Source organism: Paenibacillus sp. YSY-4.3 (assembly GCF_054767475.1).
The window spans coordinates 108,297-129,293 of sequence record NZ_BAABMC010000008.1 but is presented as its reverse complement, the minus strand read 5'-3'; the positions used below and the strand labels follow the sequence as shown (position 1 = coordinate 129,293).

Here is a 20,997-nt window from a genome sequence, read left to right as displayed (position 1 = left end):
GAGAGCTAGACATGCCAGCATTGGTTTATGACGAGGAGAAGGTGAAGCAGACGATCGATCGGGTCGTCGAACGCACGTTTAATATGGATTTCAACTGGGACTGGCCGGGCGGCGTAGCTTATTACGGCGTATGCGAAGCGTACGAGGCGACGGGGAATGAGCAATATTTGACCAAGCTGAAGGCTTGGGTTGACGAGCATATGGAGGACGGCCTGCCGAAACTATCCGTAAACGGCGTATCCATCGGCCACTGCCTGCTGACGCTCTATCAGGTCTACCAGGACGAGAAGTATTTGAACACGGCTGTGGAAATGGCGGAATTTTTGAAAAATAAAGCCGAAAGGTTCGCGGACGGCATTTTTCAGCATACCGTTAATTCAGTAAATGATGTATTTCCCCAGCAGGCCTGGGTGGATACGATGTTTATGGCAGGCTATTTCCTGCTGCGCATCGGGCACCTGCTCGGGAACAAGGAATATTTCGCGGACGGCCTGAAGCAGTATCACGGCCATGAAGAGTTTCTGCAGGACCCGGACACGAATCTTTACTATCATGGCTGGGATCACTTGAACCAGAACCATATGTCCGGCATATATTGGGCACGCGGCAACAGCTGGGCGGCGCTGACGATGTCCAAGGCGCTGAAGTACGTCGAGGTTCAGCATCCTTCTTACATGATTATCGACGGCTCTTTGCGGGACCAGCTAAGCGCGCTCGTCAGGCTGCAATCGCCCGAAGGGTTGTGGCATACGGTGCTGGATGACGATACCTCCTACCTGGAGACGTCCGGATCGGCAGGAATCGCCACGGCGCTGCTGATGCGGGGCAGATTGTACAATAAATATACGCAAAAATCGATCGACGGCATTCTGTCCCGGATCAAGGACGACGGCACGGTGACGGACGTTTCGGCCGGTACGGCGGTGATGAACGACGTAGAGGGATACAAGGAAGTGCCTTACAAGCGCATTCAGGGTTGGGGACAAGGGCTAACGCTGGCATTTTTGGCTCAGCTGCTGCGCTCCAAGGAAGATCCGTACAGTTAACAGGAAGGGAGAGTCGTCATTATGGGAGTTCAAGCAAAAGGGCACCATTTCTGGGTCATTCCCGACGGTTATATTCCGCCGGACAGCCGGGGAGAGCTGGTCAGCCACGAAAGCATTTGCGTGCTGAATTGCGGGGAGACGCCTGCGAGGCTGGGCATTACGATCTATTATGAGGATCGCGAGCCGCTGGAGGGCATCGAGGCGACCGTCGAAGGCCGGCGCACGAAGCATATCCGTACTTCTTCATTGGAGAGCGGCGGGGAGAGAATCCCCCCCGGAGTGCCTTATGCGCTGACGGTGGAAAGCGATGTTCCTGTCATCATTCAATACAGCCGGCTCGATACGTCGCAGCCGGAGCTGGCCTTGATGGGCGTCATGGCACATCCCATCGGAAGTTAGCCGCTTTTTTAAATCCAGCTAGCAAAAAACGCCGCGAGGCGTTTTTTTCATTGGGTTATGCTTATTAGAAATCCTTTATAGACTAAATATTTATAAAACTTAAATTTCCAATATAGTTAAAAGGTTATTTTTTAAATATATTATGGTAAAATATTTTTAAAATAGGAAAGGAGAGATATTTTGAAAAGTGTCTTTAGTTATCAGACAGCGTTACCGGACGGGCATTGGGTCTATTTGAAGGACATGAACCAGAGAACGATTCAGCAGTGGAACTGCTCTTTTGCGCTTAGCGGGCATCATGTTTACATGGATCAATTGAAGTGTATTTCAGAAGAAGAAATAATTCAAAGATTGGATGCCCACAAAGAATTGATCTCCGTGGTTGAAGAAGAGTTGAAAGCGCTTCACCGGTTTCTGATCCGACCGTTTATATTTATTTTGACGGATACGGAAGGCGTGACGCTCAGCTTGAGCGGTCCCGAGCATGTGATCGCTTCGCTGAAGGAGCACAATGTCAGGGTAGGCAGCTTGTTTGATATAAAGCATGCGGGGATCAATGCGCTATCCGTTACGATGGAAACGAGCCGCATTGCCGTTATCCGCGGGGAAGAGCATCATCTGAAGCTGTTTGCGGGCTGGTCATGTATCTGCGCTCCTATCCATATTAATGGTGAAATCAAAGGATATCTGGATATGTCTTTATCCGTCAACGAAGATATTACATACGTCATTCCGCTGCTGCAGCAATTGATAGACCGCGTCAAAGGAAGGTGGCCGGACCCCGAGCTAAGGAAGCAAGCGATCTACCATGCGTTCGATCAATGCGGGCTGACCAAGCGGGAGAAGGAGATTGGCTACCTCTGGATGCATAACCATTCGGTGGGGCAAATCGCCAAAATGCTGTATATCGCTCCCGGAACCGTGAAGAACACGCTGAAAAATGTCTACAAAAAAGCCAATGTCAGAGACAAAGGAGAATTCATTATCAAATTTTATCCTTAAATTTAGCGCCAAGGAGATATATAGGCTCCGAAATGTCCCTAAAGGGATATTTACATGTCATAGACCAGAAATGGTATAATTTAGGCAGTTGACCTTAAGCATGCACACAACTAAATTGCGGATGGGACGATTTGAAATGATATTTTCGGGCAAATACCACTGCATTAAGCAATTCGATATCAAAGACTGCGGTGCGGCTTGTCTGGCTACGATTTCTAAGCAGTATGGGCTAAAGATTCCGATATCCCGAATACGGGAGGTAGCTGGAACGGACAAGAAGGGCACGAACGTCTACGGAGTTATTAAAGCCGCAGAGAGCCTTGGGTTTACAGCCAAGGGGGTGAAGGCAGGACAGGAATCCATATTTGAACCGTTTCCCTTGCCGGCCATCGCTCACGTCATTATTGATCAAACGTTACTCCACTACGTAGTCATACATAAAGTTACGAAAAAGGAACTTATCATTGCCGATCCGGCAAAAGGAATCGTGAAGTATACGCCCGAGGAATTTTTCAAGATTTGGACAGGCGTGCTTATTCTGATGGTTCCGGCGCCTACCTTTCAAAAGGGGGATGAAACAAAAGGTTTATTTCCCCGGTTTTTCAGTCTGTTAATTCCTCAACGCAAGCTTATCTTCAGCCTGTTTATGGCTTCTATTCTCTATACAGTACTAGGAATTCTCGGTGCATTCTACTTTAAATTTCTGTTGGATGAAATTTTACCTCACGGTTTGGACAAGACCTTGCACATGGTCTCCATCGGCGTTATTACTTTAACCCTATTCAAAATATTGTTAAGTGCTTTCCGCAATCATTTACTGCTATTTTTAAGCCAAAAGTTAGACATTTCCTTAATCCTCGGTTATTACCAGCATGTGCTTAAGCTGCCGATGAATTTCTTCGGCACCCGCAAGACGGGAGAAATCATATCTAGACTGATGGACGCCTCCAAAGTGAGGGACGCGATATCGGGGGCGACATTAACGATCATGATCGACGTCATCATGGCGCTGATCGGCGGGTTCATTTTATATTCCCAGAGCCCGTTTCTGTTCGGGGTTACCTCAACGATGATCCCCCTGTATCTTGTACTCGTATGGGCGTTCCATAAGCCGTTCGAGCGGATGAACCGCAAGCAGATGGAGGATAATGCCCAACTGAACTCCTATTTGGTGGAGTCGATCAATGGGATCGAGACAGTCAAGGCGTACAACGCCGAGCAGAAAGCGAATTTTGAGACGGAGAAGAAGTTTGTTGTCTTGCTGCGGAGCGTGTTTCGCTTCGGCTTTTTCAATAATATGCAGGCGTCATTAAAGGGGTTAGTACAGGCAACTGGGGGAATCGTCATTTTATGGGCAGGAGCGTACCAGGTTATCCGCGGAAATTTGTCGATGGGCCAATTGATTACCTTCAATGCGCTACTCGCTTATTTCCTCGAGCCGATCCAGAATTTGATCAACCTGCAGCCGCTGGTACAGACTGCCGTAGTTGCCGCAGACCGGCTCGGGGAGATTCTGGATCTTACGCCGGAGAAGGAGGAGGACGAAGACCGGAAGATCAGTCCGGTATCGCTGAAAGGGCAGATGAAGCTCCAGAATCTGGACTTCCGGTATGGCACTAGGCAGCTTGTCCTGAAAAACGTGAATTTGACTATCTCTCCCGGGGAGAAAATTGCTTTCGTCGGGGAGAGCGGATCAGGCAAGACGACGCTGATTCAGCTGCTAATGCGATTCTATGCCCCGGAGAAGGGCGATATTCTCATTAACGACAATAACATTAAGGACATTGACATAGACACGCTGCGCGAGAAGATTGCTTATATTACGCAGGATACGTTTTTTTTCAGTGGTTCGATACGCGATAATCTCTGCCTTGGCATCGATGACGAAACGGAATTGGAGCGGGTCGTGGAAGCCGCGAAGATAGCCAAGGCGCATGATTTTATTAACGAGTTGCCGTTAAGATACAACACGGTGCTAGAGGAGGATGCATCCAATTTATCCGGAGGGCAGAAGCAGCGTCTCGCTATTGCGAGAGCGATTCTGAAGCAGCCTGACATCCTTATTATGGATGAAGCGACGAGTAATTTGGATTCGACGACGGAGAAGGCGATTTCGGAGACCATACATAATTTGCAGGATGTCACTACGGTCATCATCGCCCACCGATTGAGCACGATCATGCGCTGCAACCGGATTTTTGTCATGGATCACGGTGAAATTATCGAAGCTGGAACGCATGCTGAGCTTATGGGCCGCCGGGGCAAATATTACGAGTTGTGGAAGGATCAGATCCCGGAAGGGATGAACGAACAGAACCTGCAGGGACAAGGCATGCTGGAGACAGCCAACAACTAGTTGCCATAGAGTGATCCTATCGTGAGCACAACATCAGGGAAGTAGGTAGGACGAATATGAGAGCAGTCATTAGGGATATGGGAGAAATCACCGATAGCCGGGAGATCATGGAAGCCCGGACGAGCCCGTTCATCTCGATCTTCCTCGGTTTTCTGGTACTTATTCTAGTTGTCGGGCTGATTTGGGCCTCCATAAGCAAAATCGACATCGTAGTCAAAGCGAGCGGCGTAGTGCGTCCGAACGAAAAAGTAAGCCGCATCCAGAGCAAGGCCACAGGCAACGTAGAGAGCGTTCATTATATGCCGGGGCAGAAAGTGAAGGCCGGAGATGTATTGTATACGCTGCATAAGGATCAGATAGAAGCGGACAAGCTGGCTGTGGAGCTCGATGTACAGAAGGCGAAGGCTCAGTTGGAGGAGCTGGTGCAGTTCAGAGGCCAAATCCTTGCCGGGAAGATGTCTGGAAATCTTGATACTGCCGAACAGTCCGAACGTCTTAGCAATTTGCTGGATGGCCACTCTTCGAAGCAGAAATTTCACGTCGAATTGACCCGGCTGATGGGATTGCTGGAGCAGGCTGAAGAGAAGCAAAAGCATCTGCAACTGCTGAAGCAGTCCGTGGCTGCAGGTACAAATCTATTGCCACCCGCTTCGGAATACTATTACAAATTCCAGGACTACCAGATCAAGAAGGAGCAGTATGCGCTGCAGGAGGAAACGGCGTCCGAGCTTTTTAAAATGACGGTTCGGCAAGATGGGGATGACAGCGGGGCCAAGCAAAAATTGGAGGAGGTGCGGCTGCAGGCCAGCGATTATGCCAACGGCTTTGAAATGGCGCTTATTACGGCCATGAATGAGAATGACCAGTTGTTGAACAAATTGCAGGGGGAAGTGGATGCTCTGTATTTGCAACTTGCCGAATCTATCGAATCCGAGCAGGAGCATGTAAAGAGCCTGGAGGAGCGCCTGCAGAATCTGGACTTCGCGTTAAGGGATTATGTAATTACCGCTCCGATCGATGGAACCGTGAACGTCATTACCGACATCAATGCAGGGGATCTGCTGCAAACGGGGACGGAATTGCTGACGATTCTGCCGGAGAACGATTCCGAGTTCATGATGAAGCTGGCGATATCCAATTCAGACGTGGCCAACATCAATGTGGGAGATACGATCAAATACAGCTTCATTGCCCTTCCCTCGAATGACTACGGCATGCTGGAGGGCACGGTGCGCTCCATCGGCGGGGACGCGGTAATAAGCCAGCAGGATGGGTACAGCTATTATGCGGTCGAAGCCGATATCCAGAGCAGATCCCTCCGTAATAAAAAGGGGGAAGAGGCTTACATCAAGACGGGGATGATGGCCGAAGCGCAGATCATTACAAGAAGCGAGACGGTGCTTGAATATATGTTGAAAAAGCTAGATTTGAAGCAGTGAATTTCCATTCCAATAGTTCAACTTATATGGAAAGGAGGTGAAAATAATGAAAATCACACTCGATGCATTGCAAAGAGATTCCATCAGCTCTCATTTTAATGTCGAAATCAACGCAGTCGAAATTTCCCCAGAGGAAATGCAGCAAATCGACGGCGGAAGCCTGGATCGTTCAACCTATCTCACGCTGGCTATCGGCGAAGACGGCCCGATCATGACGACGTTGGCGCTTGGTGAGGAAGGCGGCGGCCCGATCATGACAACGCTTGCCGTCGGCGAAGAAGGCGGCGGCCCGATCAAGACGACGCTTGCCATCGGCGAAGAAGTGTTCTAATGATTAGTAACAAAGGGGGTAATGTCAATCTGACATTTATCCCTTTTGTTCTTATATTTGCGAATTTATAAATTCAATTGAGAAGGAGATAAATCATGCCCATTCTCGTGGTTAATCCCATGAATGATGTACACTGTCGTCATATGGTGACGAAGCTCAAAGAAATGGGGATCGAATTCAAGGAGCTCGGCTCGCCGCAGTTGAATGATTATGCGGCCGTCAACGGCGAGCTCATCTATAACGGGGAGCCGTTTCGGAGGCTTCGCTCCGTTTATTTCCGCAGCATCATGACGCATAATCCGAACCAGCTGACAGGAGGAACTGCGGCCGATCGGTACAACAATCAGCTTCAGTTCTCAGCCCGGGTTGAGGCGGTGCGAGGATGGCTGCACGCGCTTCATGAAGAAGGCGCTAGAGTCATCAACGCGCCGAGCAACTCATCGAAATATTATCAATTGAACGCCCTCCATCGACTAGGCATTCCCATGCCGAGAACCTGCATTACATCGAACCCGGAAATCGCCCGCAAGTTCATTTCAGAGGTGAAGAACGCGGTATGCAAACCGCTTCCCGGAGGCGGTTATTGCAGGAGAGTGACGCCGGAGCTGCTGGAGCAGCTTGATGCCATCAGCAATGAGCCTGCGATATTTCAGGAGGAAATCCCCGGGGATGATATTCGCGTCAATATGCTGGCCGGACAAGTGATTTCTGCTCACAAAATTATTAAATCGAATCCGGATATTCTCGATTATCGGGATGACCCGGAGTATCATTCCGGGGAAGTGCAATATGAGCCCGTTGACCTGCCTGAGGGCGTTGCCAGCTTTTGTGCCAAGGCGATGCAGCAGCTGGAACTCCGATTCAGCGGCATAGATCTGAGAAGAACATCTGATGGAAAATTTATACTTATTGAATGTAATAGCATGCCGGCCTTCCTCGATATCGAGCTGAAGACGGGCGCGCCGATAACAGCTCGCTTGATTGAGGATTTGCAGCAGGCTCCCCTGATTGAACGCTCCTTATCCTATGCTGCAGCCGGCACTTATACAAGAAAGAAGGATACAGTGAACAATTCTTACTTGTTCGATTACTACGACGTCATGAGCAATTGGAGCAAGCAGGTACGCAAGTTTAAAGATCGGATTATCGTTGATTTGAATGAGGAACAGAAGGTCCAAATGCTGAAGCAGACCGGCTCACCTAAGGCGCAAATGGAGCTGGAAATCCAAGACGGCAAGGTAAAAGTGCTGCGAGTCTGGTAGTTCACGCAAAATAGCCCTCAGGGGATATTTACTTATTTTGTCATATTATTAATAATATAGTTAAGAAGGAAAACTAATCCGAAAGAGGTAAATACCCATGACAGGTTTCACAGGTATCATGATCTTCTCGTTCATCGTAGGGTTTGCCGCTGTCTTTATTTATAGTCTATATGTCAAGAAAAGAAACAACGGAGGGAAGTAGCAAAGGTGTACTTTAGTTAGACATTTACATATATTGCACAGCTCTTTAACTAAAGTAAATATTATTTTAAGGAGGAGAAATTATGGATTCTGTAATGCAACTGAATGGCTTCAGCGAACTGTCTCTCAACGAAATGATGGCGATTGACGGTGGCGGTGATTTTAGCTGGAGCGACCTGGGTAAATCCGTAGTTGGCGGCGCGGCAAGCGGCGCAATTGGCGGTGCAGCTAGCGGAGCTATGGCTGGCGGCGTTGGAGCTTTACCAGGAGCGGCCGTTGGCGGAGCCGCAGGAGCGGTTGGCGGAGCAGCAGCTTATCTCCTTACGTTCTGGTGGTAATCGCCGATTAGCTGTCCATCCGGCAGCAGCCTTTTGGACAAGCTGAAGAACATTAATCATGATCAATGGATGATTTCAGTCGGGCATTTCAGCCCGGCTGAATCGTCGTTTATAACATAAAGCACATCTCATCTTAAGTCAGTATTAACGGAGTGAGGACATGATTGCAGCGAAGATCATTTTATCCATCATCATTTATTTGTTTAATGCATTGATCGCCATGATCCTAGGCAATCTTACAATTCAGCGTTATAAGGAAACGGGCTCTAAGGAACGGGCCTTGTATTTTTTCGGGACATTTAGATTGTTTCATTACATATATTACGTAGTTTCGATGGTTGCGATTATTATGCTGCTGACCAGCTTCCTCCCCAAAACGAAGCTGAATTATATTCTCATAACGATCCTACCATTTGCCTATTTGATGCTAAGTACGATTCTGAGTCAGGCTATATATCACCGGGTGAACCGAGTCGTTCGGGATGTCGGGACTTCCATACGGGACGAGTTGGTGGCTGCCATCAAGTCGAGTGTTCTGATGTATTTGCCGGCCCTCATTGTGTTACCGTTCAGATTTAATTGGGTTAAGATCGAGCTAAGCGGACTATGGGCCTGTCTTCTCATTTTGATTGGAATTGCTGCCTACAATTTGGCGTACCCTTACCTGCTCCGGCTTTCCTTATCGGCCAAACCTTTAATGGATGAAGGGAAGAAGGCGGAGATCGAGAGGTTTTTGAACAAACATGAAATGAAGCGGGTGCAGGTATTCGAATGGCCGACATCCGATAGCAAAGTAGCCAATGCGATCGTCTGCGGCTTGATCTATAAGCGGGTGTTCATTGCCAGCTATTTACTGGAGAATCTTTCAGCAGACGAAATGAATGCCATTCTTGCCCATGAAATCGGTCATATCAGAAGGTTCCATTTATGGATTAAAGCTGTGTTGTTCGTTGCGGCGATTCCTTTGTTTTTAGGCCTGACGTCACTGATGGATCAAATAGAAGCCACCGGGTTTCATATTCCGATTCCTGTCGGGGTTGTTTTTATTTTGGCTCTCCTGTTGAGCTATTTGTGGTTTGTGAGCTCGTATGTATCGAGAAAGCTGGAGAGGGATGCAGATGAATATGTGCTTAAAATGGGAATTCCGGCAGGCGTAATTATTGCGGCATTGACCAAATTGGCTGAGTTGAACCATTCGGTGTTATCGATTCACAGATTCATCGAGAAGCTGCAGACGCATCCTTCGTTCGAGCACCGGATTGGGTGGATTCGCAGTGCGGAACAGCATCGCTATAGAACAGAAGAGGAGCGGACAATCCCCAAATAAGTATCGATCTATTGAGGCAAATTCTATCATCAAAAAAACAATCGGAGGTATATAAGATGGAGCAGACGATTCAAATCGAGACAGGGAAAAGCATTAGATTTGAGAATGTAGCTTCCTATCGCGCAAGAATGAAGCAATCCGAAATAGATCATGAGCTGGGCCAATTCGTTGCCGTTTTGAAAGAAAGCGGTGCTAAACGCAACGGGCCGATGATCTCCGCTACTTTCGCAATAGATCATGGTCAGGAAGAGCAAGTTCTGGACATGGAGTTTTTGTTCCCGGTTGATCGGCCATTGGATTTGCCGGAGCCTTACGGTTTCAAGCCGGTATTTCAGCTTGTCGATGCGGTATATACCAGGTATGCTGGAAATCCCGAAGGCTTGGATCGGGTATTCGCAGAGCTGGTCGATTACATCAACCGCAACAAGATGATTCAAGTATCCACAGGATACACGCTATCCATTCAACCGCCGATCGGCGCTGAGCCGTGTTTCGATGTGTATATTGTAGTGAACCAGTCTATTCTATGACGCAAATCTATCCCATTCGTTTGACTGAACTAGCGAAATAATGCCCTCAAGCTCATTCAGAGATGGTATGCTATGTATATTGCGATAATAAGCAGCTAGCTTCATAGCTTATCGACAGAATGAGTGGAGGGGGACATAGAGAGATGAGTTATAAAATGATCGTGCTGGATTTGGATGATACACTGCTGCGGGATGATCACACGATTTCGCCGCGCACGAAGCAGGCATTAATGGATGCGCAGGAGGCAGGGATTAAAGTGGTGCTGGCCTCCGGCCGTCCGACTTTTGCCATGACGCATATCGCCAAGGAATTGGAGCTGGAGAAATACGGCAGCTTCATTCTATCTTTTAACGGTGCCAAAATCACCAATTGCGCAACCCAGGAAATCTTGTTCAGCAGCACCTTGACGCCGGAAACGGCGCATGAGCTGTACGCCATCAGCAAGCAGGAGGGCGTCTGGATTCATACCTACGTCGGTGACGATATCGTGACTCCCGCGCACAACAAGTATACGGACATCGAAGGCGAAATTACGGGGATGCCGATTGTCGAGGCTGTGGATTTTGTCGCAGCGGTTCAGGAGCCGGTCGTAAAAGTGCTGATGGTTGATGATCCGGAGAAGCTGATTGCTCTGGAGAGCAAGCTGCAGCCGCAATTGGCAGGCGAGCTTAACGTCGTTCGCTCCAAACCCTTCTTCTTGGAGTTTACGGAAGCGGGCGTAGATAAGGGGACAAGCCTTCACCACCTCATCCAGCAGCTGGGCATCAAGCGGGAAGAAGTCATTGCGATCGGCGACAGTTACAACGATCAGGCAATGATTGAATTTGCCGGACTTGGCGTAGCCATGGGCAATGCTCCTGACGATATTAAAGCTATCGCAGATTATGTGACCGATACGAATATGAAAGACGGTGTAGCTAAAGTCGTCGAGAAATATATGCTGAATCAAGCAGCACCTACCGTCTAGAACGGAGACGGAAACGTAACCATAGGAACGAAATAGAGCGCTGACCGTAGTGTCGGCGTTCTTTGTCGTTATCTGCCCTGACCCGGATTAGCCCCGGAATAGCGCTAGTGCGATTTTGATAAATAATTGACTTCGCGAAAATGTATTTGTATGATTCACATCAAAAACAGCTGCACAGGGGGAGGGCGCATGCGCAGAAATTTTTTGATGGGGCCGCTCAGGCAAGTTACGTTTAAGAACCGGATCATTGTTATCTTTTTGATCAGCAGCTTGATTCCGTTCATATGTCTTGGCTTCATATCCTTCTACACGATTAATTCAATCCTTGGCAACAAAGTGGAAGCAGCGCTTCAGAACAACCTTAATCAGGAGCTTATCGTACTGGAGAATACGCTGAACAACATGAACCATGTCTCGCAGCAGCTCGCTTTTGGAGGGGGAACGAATAGACTTCTTGAAGAGCTGCTGCAGGAGAAGGAGTCGTACAAGCAAATTCAGCTCCGCAACAATATTAAAGCGGAATTGAACGTCATTTCCTTCTCCAACCCGAATGTCGGCTTGATCATGTACTATTATCCGAAGACGGGCACCTATGATTTCGAGAATTTTCGGCTGCGCAGTGAGTTCAAGCCGGATGAGCTGCCTCTAATGGCCCAGTATTCCGAGATTACCTATTTCGGCCCGCATAAGAGCTACAACGGATCTATCAACCAATATGTGTTCAGCACGATGCGCAAGGTCAATTTGCCGGATCAGGACGTATATTTGTACATCGAGACGGGCCGTAACGCGCTAGAGACCTTGTTTGCGCCCGAGAACCGGAAGAGCGATTCCCGGAGGCTGCTCATTTTGGACAATGACGGCCGGGTTGCTTTTAGTGAAAATGAAGGCGTTTTCCCAGTGAACAGCAGGTTCCCGAGCCAGGGGCCGGCGGCGGCATCGGGCACTTATGAAGCTTTTTATTGGACGAAGGCGACAAGCAATCAAGGGTGGAGCATCGTCTCCCTAATCCCGAAGAACGAATTGAATCAGGAGCGCAACAGCTGGCTTTTGCAAATGGCATTCATTTTTGTCGTATTCATTGGCGTGGCCCTGATATTTGCCTGGCTGCTGTGGAAAATGGTGTATAACCCGCTCGATAAATTCAACAAAGAAATCAAAACTTTGATCCAGACGAATACGAACCATACCGGGCTTACAAAAATTCCTGAATTCGACTATTTGCTCTACCAGATTAGGGACATGAAGACGAAGATATGGGACCTGTATGGAGAAATCGAACGGAAAGAGAAGCGGCGCGCCGATTTGGAGGTAGAGAAGCTGCTGTACCAAATCAACCCGCATTTCCTGATGAACACGCTGGATACCGTACATTGGCTGGCAGTTTTCAGCGGCCATGAGAAAATCGACAAGCTGGTGCTTTCGCTGAATAAGCTTCTCAGCTACAACCTCGGCAAAATGGGGGAAGCGACGACGATCGGCAAGGAGATACAGGCGCTGAAGGAGTATTTGCAGCTGCAGCAAATCCGCTATGATTTCCAGTTCGATGTCGATATAGAGGTAGATGAGAGCACGATGGGGTTGTCCATTCCCCGGTTTATTTTGCAGCCGCTGGTGGAGAACGCTTTGTATCATGGGGTGAGCGATGAAGGCTATATTCATGTCGATATCAAGCTAAACCGGGAGCTGGAGATCACGATTCAGGACAACGGTTCAGGAATGACGCAAGCGGAAATCGCCGCGCTGCTGCTGGACGAAACGAAGGAAAGCCAGAAGGTGGGGATGGGAATCGGTATGAGGTACGTCAAGAGAATACTTCAGGCGAATTATGGAGAGCGAGCGAAGCTGGAAATCAAAAGCGAGGTTGGACAAGGGACGCTAGTTACGTTGCGCATACCGGTAACAGGAGGTGAGCAGGCATCATGATACGCGTATTGATCGTGGACGACGAGAAGATTGTGCGCAAGGGGCTGGTCTCCTTTATGCCCTGGCAGGATTTCGGCATGACGGTAGTCGGCGATGTGAGCAACGGAGAGGACGCACTACAATTCATAAGCACAAATGAGGTGGACTTGCTGCTGACGGACCTATCCATGCCGCTGATGTCGGGGATCGAGCTGATGAAGGAGGTGCGCGCCAAGTACCCGTATATTCAGGTCGTCGTGCTCACCTTGCATCAGGAATTCGAGTATATTCAAGAGGCGCTCCGGCTTGGAGCGATCGATTATATTGCCAAAACACAGCTGGAGAAGGAGCAGTTCGAGGACGTGCTGGGCCGGATTGCTTCCCTATTGGCGCAGAAGGCGCCCCTCAATACGGCGCCGGTTCAGCAGGACAAATTAGCTGATGCGGATGACATAATCGCACTATACGCCTTGAATCCGCAAACCGATGAGCTTCTATCGGATATTCCGTTCCCGGAGCTGGCTTACGAGGCCGATATCGGCATCTGGTGCTGGATCGGTCTTGAAGAGCAGGCGAAGAGGAAGATCGCCGAATGGAAGGATCAGCTTCGCGCGAACGCGGCCCAAGCGGATTATATGTTAGTAAGCCTGCAGCAACTGAACGGGCTTGACCGCAAAGCGGTGCTGCAGCTTCTGCGCGCCTATCGCAAAGGCGACCTGTTCTATGACTATGACCCGTCTCAGCTTTATCAGCATGTGAATGGCCCCGAAATTATGAGCAAGGGGAAGGGCGAGACGGCCCACGACACGAACCGGATTAAGGAGAAGTGGCTTACGGCTGAATGGCTTTATGACGATGCCCTATTTGAGGATATGGCGGGCAGTCTGAAGGCGCTCCGGCTGCCGCCGATCCGTTTGACCCGCATATTTTTCTCGATCACGGATGAATGGAACCGTCTTTATCGCCAGCTGCTGCCGGCGCCGATCGTGATTGAAGATTTCATGAGCAGTTGGTTTCAGTTTGAGCAATGGCTGAGGAAAGCTAGAACGATGATCAAGGGCGTAAACACGCGGGCGGCCTATTCCGAAGAAATCCAGAACAGCATTATGAAGGCGGTAGCTCTGGCCCAGCAGATGATGAGCGAGCCGCTGACGGCTGGAGACATGGCGGAGATGGTCAATATGAGCAGCAGCTATTTCAGTCAATGCTTCAAAGAGATCGTCGGGCAGACCTATACCGACTATTTGCGGGAGATTCGGATGCAGCGCGCCCGCCAATATTTGCGGAATACGACCAAGACGATCCAGTGGATCGCCGAGCAGGTCGGCTATAACGATGAGAAATATTTCAGCCGATTGTTCCGCGAGCAGGTGGGCATGCTGCCCAGTGAATATCGCCAGAGCAGCTCCGGGTAATCCCGGAGCGGAGCAACGGACAATGGTAGAGAACGTTCGAAAAGAGGGTAGACATTTTTTCGGGCGTTTTTTATTTTCAGAAGAAATTTAACCTGATTCGCAATCGTTCTCTATCCCGGCCTTAGGAGGCTTCACGCTATGCTTAGAGTGTAAATCGATATCGATGTCAATTTGGATCGAGGGGGCAAATGAATGAGAAGAAAGATGGCAGCCATTTTGGCGGGAGTATTAATAATAGCCAGCTTAAGCGGATGCGTTACGAAAGATGCCGACAGTGATGGCGGAAATAACGGAGACGGCGGGAACGGGGCTGGCGGCGCAGTGAACGCGGAAGCGAACATTGACCCGATGGGGGCCTACGCGCAGCCCGTGAAAATTTCCATCGGCCGAGCGGTGGATCCGAACTATAAATTTGATAACGAGGACACAGCGGAGAACAATGCCTACACCCGCTGGTTGAAGGATACGTACAACATCGTGACGACGCATTCATGGGAGGCGGCGGCCGGCACAGATTACGAGCAGAAAGTCAGTTTGGCCATCGCGAGCAATGATCTGCCGGACGCGATGATGGTCAACGAGACGCAGCTGAAGCAGATGATCAAAGCGGATCAATTGGCTGATTTGTCGGAAGTGTACGAGAAGTACGGGGCGGAACGATTGAAGGATATTTATGATTCCAATCCGGGACTGCTGGACAACGTCACCTATGACGGCAAGCTGTACGCCTTCCCGGAAACGACGCTTCCTTCAGCGCCCCTTACCTGGATCCGCAAGGACTGGCTCGACGAGCTGGGGCTGGAAGTGCCAAAAACAGTGGACGATCTCAAAATCATCGCCAAAGCTTTTATCGATCATAAAGTCGGCGGGGAAGGCACGGTTGGCATCATCGGAACCTCGCAGGGCGGCTCACTGTATTCTACTTTCCTGTCATCGGGCGACCACTACATGAACTTCTCGCCGCTGTTTTTCGCGAACAATGCCTATCCGGGCATCTGGGTCAAAGATAAGGACGGCAAAGCGGTGTATGGATCTACGACGGAAGAGACAAAGCAAACGCTAATCATGATGCGCGACTGGTATGCGCAGGGAATTCTCGATAAGGAGCTGGCTTTGCGGAAAAGCGCACAGGAGCTAATTACGAGCGGGAAGGCTGGTATTTTCTTCGGTCCATGGTGGTCCCCGTACAACCTGCAGGACATTATCAAGAATGATCCGAAGGCGAATTGGCGCCCTTATGCCGCTCCGCTGAATGCGGAAGGCAAGTTCAATTCCAATGAGGCGACCGGCAGCACGTATATCGTGGTGAGAAAAGGCTATGCCCATCCAGAAGCCGTGGTCAAAATGCTAAACATTCACGTCAGTGAGAAAGATCCAAGCTATGAGGAGGTTGTAGCCGACAAGCAAATGACCTCGCAGGAAATTCCGCTGTTCATTATTGCCGGTCATGGGGATCAGCTGCAGTATGCGGTCCATTCCGCCGAGAAGTACTTGGCGGGAGAAATCAAGCTAGAGGACATTGATAAGGTGAATTACGGCTTTGGCTACGAGGTTGCTGATCATGCGAAAAATGTGAAAAAGGAGCCGTACGACAACTATGATATCCAGTATTGGGACAAAAATGGCGATGACGCATTTTTCGCCCACGTCTATTCGCACCTGAATGGCGGCTCCGCCTTCGTTAACGCTGACGTGAACTATGTTCGCAGCCTGGCGACTTCGAAGACGAAAACGATGGAGGCAAGATGGACTAATCTGGAGAAGCTTGAGGATGAAATTTTCCTAAAAATCATTATGGGCAGCGCTCCAGTCGAGGAGTTCGATACCTTCGTCAAGAAATGGTATGACCAGGGCGGAGAGCAAATCACCAAGGAAGTCAATGAACTGCAATAATTCCGAAATACTCAAGACGGGTGTTTATTCACTCGTCTTGATATCTTCTTAAGGAGATCAGCGTTATGAGAAACAAAGGGGTAGCGATACATTACTATTTGATGCTGCTGCCGGGACTGATTTGGTTGGTTTTTTTCAACCTGCTCCCGATGTACGGAATTTTGATGGCCTTTAAAGATTTTAATCCGGGGATCGGACTGTTGAAGTCGCCATGGATCGGCCTGGAGAATTTCAATTACATGTTCGAGCTTGATGACAGCAAGGAGATCTTCGCCAATACGATCACGATCGCCTTTGCCAAAATGGTCGGGAATCTGATCGTCCCGCTGGTGTTCGCCCTGATGCTCAATGAAGTGAAGAACAGGCTGTTTACGCGGTCCGTGCAGACGATCGTCTACCTGCCGCACTTCCTGTCCTGGGTCATCGTAGCTGGAATTATGCTCGATCTGTTCTCATACTCCGGGCTTGTGAATCAACTGCTCGCGTTATTCGGAGTTGAGCCGGTATTATTTTTTGCCAGTCCGCAAATCTTCCCATCGCTCGTGGTCGGCAGCGACATTTGGAAGGAATTCGGCTTCGGCGCCATTATTTATTTCGCAGCCTTAACGTCCATTAACCCGGAAATGTACGAGGCGGCGGCCATCGACGGGGCTTCTCAATTCAGGAGGCTCATCAGCATTACGTTGCCGAGCGTGCTGCCGGTCGCGGTGCTGTTGGGCACGCTGAGCCTCGGGAATATTTTGAACGCAGGGTTCGACCAGATTTTTAACCTTTACAATCCTATGGTGTATTCGTCCGGAGATATCATCGACACCTGGGTATACCGGGTTGGCCTGATCAATATGCAGTACGGTTTGGCAACGGCGGTCGGCTTGCTGAAATCGGTAGTGGGCTTGTTCCTGATCTCGATTTCGTATACTTTGGCCTATCGGTTTGCCAACTACCGGATTTTTTAAAAGAAGGAGGGGATAGGGATGGTAGAGGATCGGTCGATTCCTTCCAAAGTGCTGAATGGACTTAATGTATTTCTGTTGATCATGATCACGCTGCTCTGCGTGTATCCGGTGTGGTATACGTTTGTTATTTCCTTAAGCGACAAGGCTGCCGCCGCGGCGGGGGAAGTGTTTCTTTGGCCCAAAGGCTTTACGTTATCCTCGTATGAAATGATCGTGTCGGATCAGCAATTTTTCAAATCGTTTCTCATATCCGCACAGCGTGTGCTCTTTGGAACCTTGATTACGCTGTTCGTCATTGTTTTGATGGCGTATCCGCTTTCGAAGACCTCCAAGCAGTTTAAATCGCGCAATATTGTCATGTGGATGCTCATTTTTGTCATGCTGTTCAACGGCGGGCTTGTGCCATGGTACATGACGATGAAGTCCCTCGGGATGGTCAACAACATCTGGGGGTTGGTGCTCGGCGGCGGGCTGCCCGTGTTCAACGTCATCCTTGTGATGAACTTCTATCGGAACCTGCCGAAGGAGATGGAGGAGTCCGCTTTGGTAGATGGGGCTGGGCCGTGGCGCACCTTGTTTAATATTTTCCTGCCGTTGTCGATGCCTGTCATTGCTACGATTCTCGTATTCACGATCGTTTACCACTGGAATGAATTTTTTCAGGCTCTGGTATTGATGACGAAAAACGAAAATTATCCGCTGCAATCCTATATCCGGCAGGTGACGGTCGTGGTCGATCCGTCCAAGATCGACGCGGAATCGGCGAAACGTCTGGCCAGCTCGTCGAACCAAACCTTGAACGCGGCCAAAATATTTATTTCGATGCTTCCGCTGCTCGTCATTTATCCATTTTTTCAGCGATATTTCGTCAAAGGAATTACGCTTGGCTCCGTGAAGGGGTAACGGGTCAGCAAGGATTAGCATCAATCATTATTTGTTAGAAAGGGAACCGTCATGAAAACTAGTGAAACAATTCATCCAGATCAAATAGAGCTAAAAACTAGTGCGCCTGCGGGCGCCCGCCCTGTGCTGGTAGGTTCAATCAGCTCGTATAAAGAGGAGCAGGGCGTCTATCTATTTCAGGGCGAGAACGCCTCGATTATGCTGCAGCCGGTCAATGACTATATCGTTCGGGTGAAGCTGCTGCCCGGTCATCAGTTCGATTTGCGTTCTACGATCGCCATTCAGCAGGAGGCTTATGCAGGCGTTCACGTCTCGCTGGAGGAGACCACCGAGATGTATAGATTAGTGCTGCCTGAGCTTTCGGCCGTGGTGCACAAAAGCGATGGCCGCTTGGATTTTCATAATGCTGCGGAAGAGCTTGTGTCGAGCGAAATTGAGACCTTTCGGGCAGCCCGCAGCGAATTTGGCTGCCGGAGAAGGATGGAGCCCGGCACTCATATTTACGGATTGGGCGAGAATACCGGCTTTCTGGACAAAAAGGGTGAAAACTATGAGCTGTGGAATTCGGATGTTTACGATCCGCATGTCCCCGACATTGGCAGCTTGTATGTATCGATCCCGCTGCTAATTCATTTTAGGTACGATCGTCCGGCTTATGGCATTTTTCTCGACAATCCGGGGCGTACGTCGTTCGACATGCGTTCGGATCGCGAGGCTTATACGTTTAAAGTGCATTCAGGCGCGATCGATTATTATTTCATTCTTGGCCCCGAATTGAAGGATGTCGTCACCAGGTACAGCGGACTGACGGGGCGGATGGAGCTGCCGCCGGCATGGGCGATCGGATACCATCAGTCCCGCTACAGCTATATGAGCCAGGAAGAGGTCATGGAGCTGGCGCGGACTTTTCGGGATAAGCATATTCCTTGCGATGTCATTTATCTAGACATTCACTATATGGATGAATACAGAGTATTTACGTTCGATCCAGTCCGTTTTCCGAACCCGCGGAAGATGATTGCGGAGCTGCGGGATATGGGCATCCGCATCGTGCCGATCGTCGATCCTGGCGTCAAGCGTGACCCGGATTACCTTCCTTACCGGGAAGGAGTTCGTCAGGATTATTTTTGCAGGAAGCTGGAGGGAGAGGTGTTCATCGGCGATGTTTGGCCAGGTGCGAGCGCGTTCCCCGATTTTACCGAGGAAGAAGTTCGTACCTGGTGGGGAGAGCACCATAGTTTCTATACGGAGCTGGGCATTGCGGGGATTTGGAATGACATGAACGAGCCATCGGTGTTCAACAGCCCTACGAAGACAATGGATCTCGACGTAGTTCATGGGAACGATGGCGATCCGAAAACCCATGGGGAGGTCCATAATCTGTACGGTATGCTGATGTCGGTGGCTACGCAGCAGGGCTTGAAGCGGAATTTACAGGGCAAACGGCCTTTTGTCGTTACTCGCGCAGGCTATGCAGGCGTTCAAAAATACGCGGCAACGTGGACGGGCGATAACCGCAGCTATTGGGAGCACCTTGCCATGTCGATTCCTATGGTGCTGAATCTGGGTCTGTCGGGCCAGCCGTTTGCCGGTCCGGATATCGGGGGCTTCAGTCATCATGCGAGCCCTGAGCTGCTGGCTCGCTGGACGCAGGCAGGCGCATTTTTCCCATTCTGCCGCAATCACAGCGTGCTCGAATCGGTCTATCAGGAGCCATGGGCCTTCGGCCCGGAAATTGAGGAAATTTGCCGAAAATATATCCGTTTGCGTTACCGATTCCTGCCGTATCTTTACACCTTGTTCTACGAGGCACACAAGACGGGCATGCCGATTATGCGCCCGCTCATTTTGGAGTATCCGCATGACCGCAACGTTCACAATTTATGCGACCAATTTATGGTTGGCAGCGGTCTGCTCGTGGCTCCAATTCTTCGTCCCGGCGCGGAATCCCGTGCGGTGTACCTGCCTGAGGGTGAATGGATCAATTATTGGAGCGGAGAAAGAATGGCCGGAGGACGTCATATTTTGGCGCTGGCGCCGCTGGATGTGATGCCGATGTATGTGAAAGCTGGGGCGGTCATTCCGGAGCTGGCCGAGGACGAGCGGCACTGGAAGCCGACCCTTAATGAGGGGGCAAAGATCGTGCTTAGCGTATATGCTCCTGCCCCGGGAAGCGAATCCACGGGACAATGGTATGCCGACGACGCTGAAACCTATGCTTATGAGAACGGGGCGTATAACCTCGTGACGGCAAGGGTTGCATCCAGTGCGAACGCGGTGTCCGTGCAGCTGAAGTATGACGTCAAGGGACTTGCGGTTGTGAAGGGGGCAGCTCTTGGAGCAGAGCAATTGTCGGCAGCGAGTGGGGCAGCTCTTGGAGCAGAGCAAACGTTGGCAGCGAATGGGGGTGCTGCTTCCGAAGCCGTGGAGCAGCGGACAGTGAAGGCTGGAGCCGCTCCCAAAGTCGGGGAACACATGGCAGCGAGTGAAGGTACTGCTCCAAAAGTGTCAGAGCAGACGACAGCCAGTGATGTGCTATCTCTCCACGTGAGACGGATGGAGTTCGTACCTCGACAGATCAATGTGAGCGGCCCCGGACTTAGTGGTCAGGTTCATCTGGACCAAGCCGGAGGCAGCTGGCACTATGATCCTGAAACCCAAGAGCTTAGGCTGCAAGTTCCGAATGTGTTCGTGGACTTGGAGATCGTCGTAGAGGGCTAGTTGTT

The 20,997-nt window shown here is 50.0% G+C and carries 17 protein-coding genes; all 17 read left to right on the top strand.

The window, feature by feature from the left end; translation table 11 throughout:
- Positions 1 to 11 precede the first annotated feature (11 nt).
- The 17 genes from ACYUJT_RS21355 (at position 12) to ACYUJT_RS21275 (ending at position 20,992) form a co-directional block, all read left to right on the top strand.
- Positions 12 to 1,046 (top strand): glycoside hydrolase family 88/105 protein, encoded by a 1,035-nt coding sequence (locus tag ACYUJT_RS21355; protein WP_460326073.1) that lies wholly within the window; start codon positions 12 to 14, stop codon positions 1,044 to 1,046.
- 21 nt (positions 1,047 to 1,067) lie between these two features.
- Positions 1,068 to 1,445, top strand: a complete 378-nt coding sequence (locus ACYUJT_RS21350) for a sensory rhodopsin transducer (protein ID WP_460326071.1) — start codon at positions 1,068 to 1,070, stop codon at positions 1,443 to 1,445.
- A 180-nt stretch (positions 1,446 to 1,625) separates the two neighbouring features.
- On the top strand, positions 1,626 to 2,447 hold the full coding sequence (locus tag ACYUJT_RS21345; protein ID WP_460326069.1) for a helix-turn-helix transcriptional regulator: 822 nt from the start codon (positions 1,626 to 1,628) through the stop codon (positions 2,445 to 2,447).
- Positions 2,448 to 2,568: 121 nt separating this feature from the next.
- Positions 2,569 to 4,803 carry a peptidase domain-containing ABC transporter gene (locus tag ACYUJT_RS21340; protein ID WP_460326066.1) on the top strand — a complete coding sequence of 745 codons (2,235 nt, stop codon included), beginning with the start codon at positions 2,569 to 2,571 and terminating at the stop codon, positions 4,801 to 4,803.
- 56 nt (positions 4,804 to 4,859) lie between these two features.
- Positions 4,860 to 6,242 (top strand): HlyD family efflux transporter periplasmic adaptor subunit, encoded by a 1,383-nt coding sequence (locus tag ACYUJT_RS21335; protein WP_460326064.1) that lies wholly within the window; start codon positions 4,860 to 4,862, stop codon positions 6,240 to 6,242.
- Positions 6,243 to 6,288: 46 nt separating this feature from the next.
- Positions 6,289 to 6,573, top strand: a complete 285-nt coding sequence (locus ACYUJT_RS21330; protein WP_460326062.1) for a hypothetical protein — start codon at positions 6,289 to 6,291, stop codon at positions 6,571 to 6,573.
- Between the two features lie 95 nt (positions 6,574 to 6,668).
- Positions 6,669 to 7,835 carry an ATP-grasp domain-containing protein gene (locus ACYUJT_RS21325; protein ID WP_460326060.1) on the top strand — a complete coding sequence of 389 codons (1,167 nt, stop codon included), beginning with the start codon at positions 6,669 to 6,671 and terminating at the stop codon, positions 7,833 to 7,835.
- Positions 7,836 to 8,119: 284 nt separating this feature from the next.
- A complete protein-coding gene (locus tag ACYUJT_RS21320; RefSeq protein WP_460326058.1) occupies positions 8,120 to 8,374 on the top strand; it encodes a hypothetical protein in 255 nt (84 codons plus the stop codon).
- A 160-nt stretch (positions 8,375 to 8,534) separates the two neighbouring features.
- The gene (locus ACYUJT_RS21315; RefSeq protein WP_460326056.1) at positions 8,535 to 9,701 is read left to right on the top strand and encodes a M48 family metalloprotease; all 1,167 of its coding nucleotides are present in this window, start codon (positions 8,535 to 8,537) and stop codon (positions 9,699 to 9,701) included.
- 56 nt (positions 9,702 to 9,757) lie between these two features.
- Positions 9,758 to 10,231, top strand: coding sequence for a hypothetical protein (locus ACYUJT_RS21310; RefSeq protein WP_460326054.1), 474 nt, complete (start codon positions 9,758 to 9,760; stop codon positions 10,229 to 10,231).
- A gap of 143 nt (positions 10,232 to 10,374) precedes the next feature.
- Positions 10,375 to 11,199, top strand: a complete 825-nt coding sequence (locus ACYUJT_RS21305; protein ID WP_460326051.1) for a Cof-type HAD-IIB family hydrolase — start codon at positions 10,375 to 10,377, stop codon at positions 11,197 to 11,199.
- 189 nt (positions 11,200 to 11,388) lie between these two features.
- Positions 11,389 to 13,125 carry a sensor histidine kinase gene (locus ACYUJT_RS21300; RefSeq protein WP_460326049.1) on the top strand — a complete coding sequence of 579 codons (1,737 nt, stop codon included), beginning with the start codon at positions 11,389 to 11,391 and terminating at the stop codon, positions 13,123 to 13,125.
- The gene (locus ACYUJT_RS21295; RefSeq protein ID WP_460326047.1) at positions 13,122 to 14,519 is read left to right on the top strand and encodes a response regulator transcription factor; all 1,398 of its coding nucleotides are present in this window, start codon (positions 13,122 to 13,124) and stop codon (positions 14,517 to 14,519) included. The genes ACYUJT_RS21300 and ACYUJT_RS21295 overlap by 4 nt, the downstream gene beginning before the upstream one ends.
- Positions 14,520 to 14,711: 192 nt before the next feature.
- Positions 14,712 to 16,412, top strand: coding sequence for an extracellular solute-binding protein (locus tag ACYUJT_RS21290; RefSeq protein WP_460326045.1), 1,701 nt, complete (start codon positions 14,712 to 14,714; stop codon positions 16,410 to 16,412).
- 65 nt (positions 16,413 to 16,477) lie between these two features.
- Positions 16,478 to 17,368 (top strand): ABC transporter permease, encoded by an 891-nt coding sequence (locus ACYUJT_RS21285; protein ID WP_460326043.1) that lies wholly within the window; start codon positions 16,478 to 16,480, stop codon positions 17,366 to 17,368.
- Positions 17,369 to 17,386: 18 nt separating this feature from the next.
- The gene (locus ACYUJT_RS21280; protein WP_460326041.1) at positions 17,387 to 18,271 is read left to right on the top strand and encodes a carbohydrate ABC transporter permease; all 885 of its coding nucleotides are present in this window, start codon (positions 17,387 to 17,389) and stop codon (positions 18,269 to 18,271) included.
- 51 nt (positions 18,272 to 18,322) lie between these two features.
- On the top strand, positions 18,323 to 20,992 hold the full coding sequence (locus ACYUJT_RS21275) for a glycoside hydrolase family 31 protein (RefSeq protein WP_460326039.1): 2,670 nt from the start codon (positions 18,323 to 18,325) through the stop codon (positions 20,990 to 20,992).
- The last annotated feature ends 5 nt before the right edge of the window (positions 20,993 to 20,997 follow it).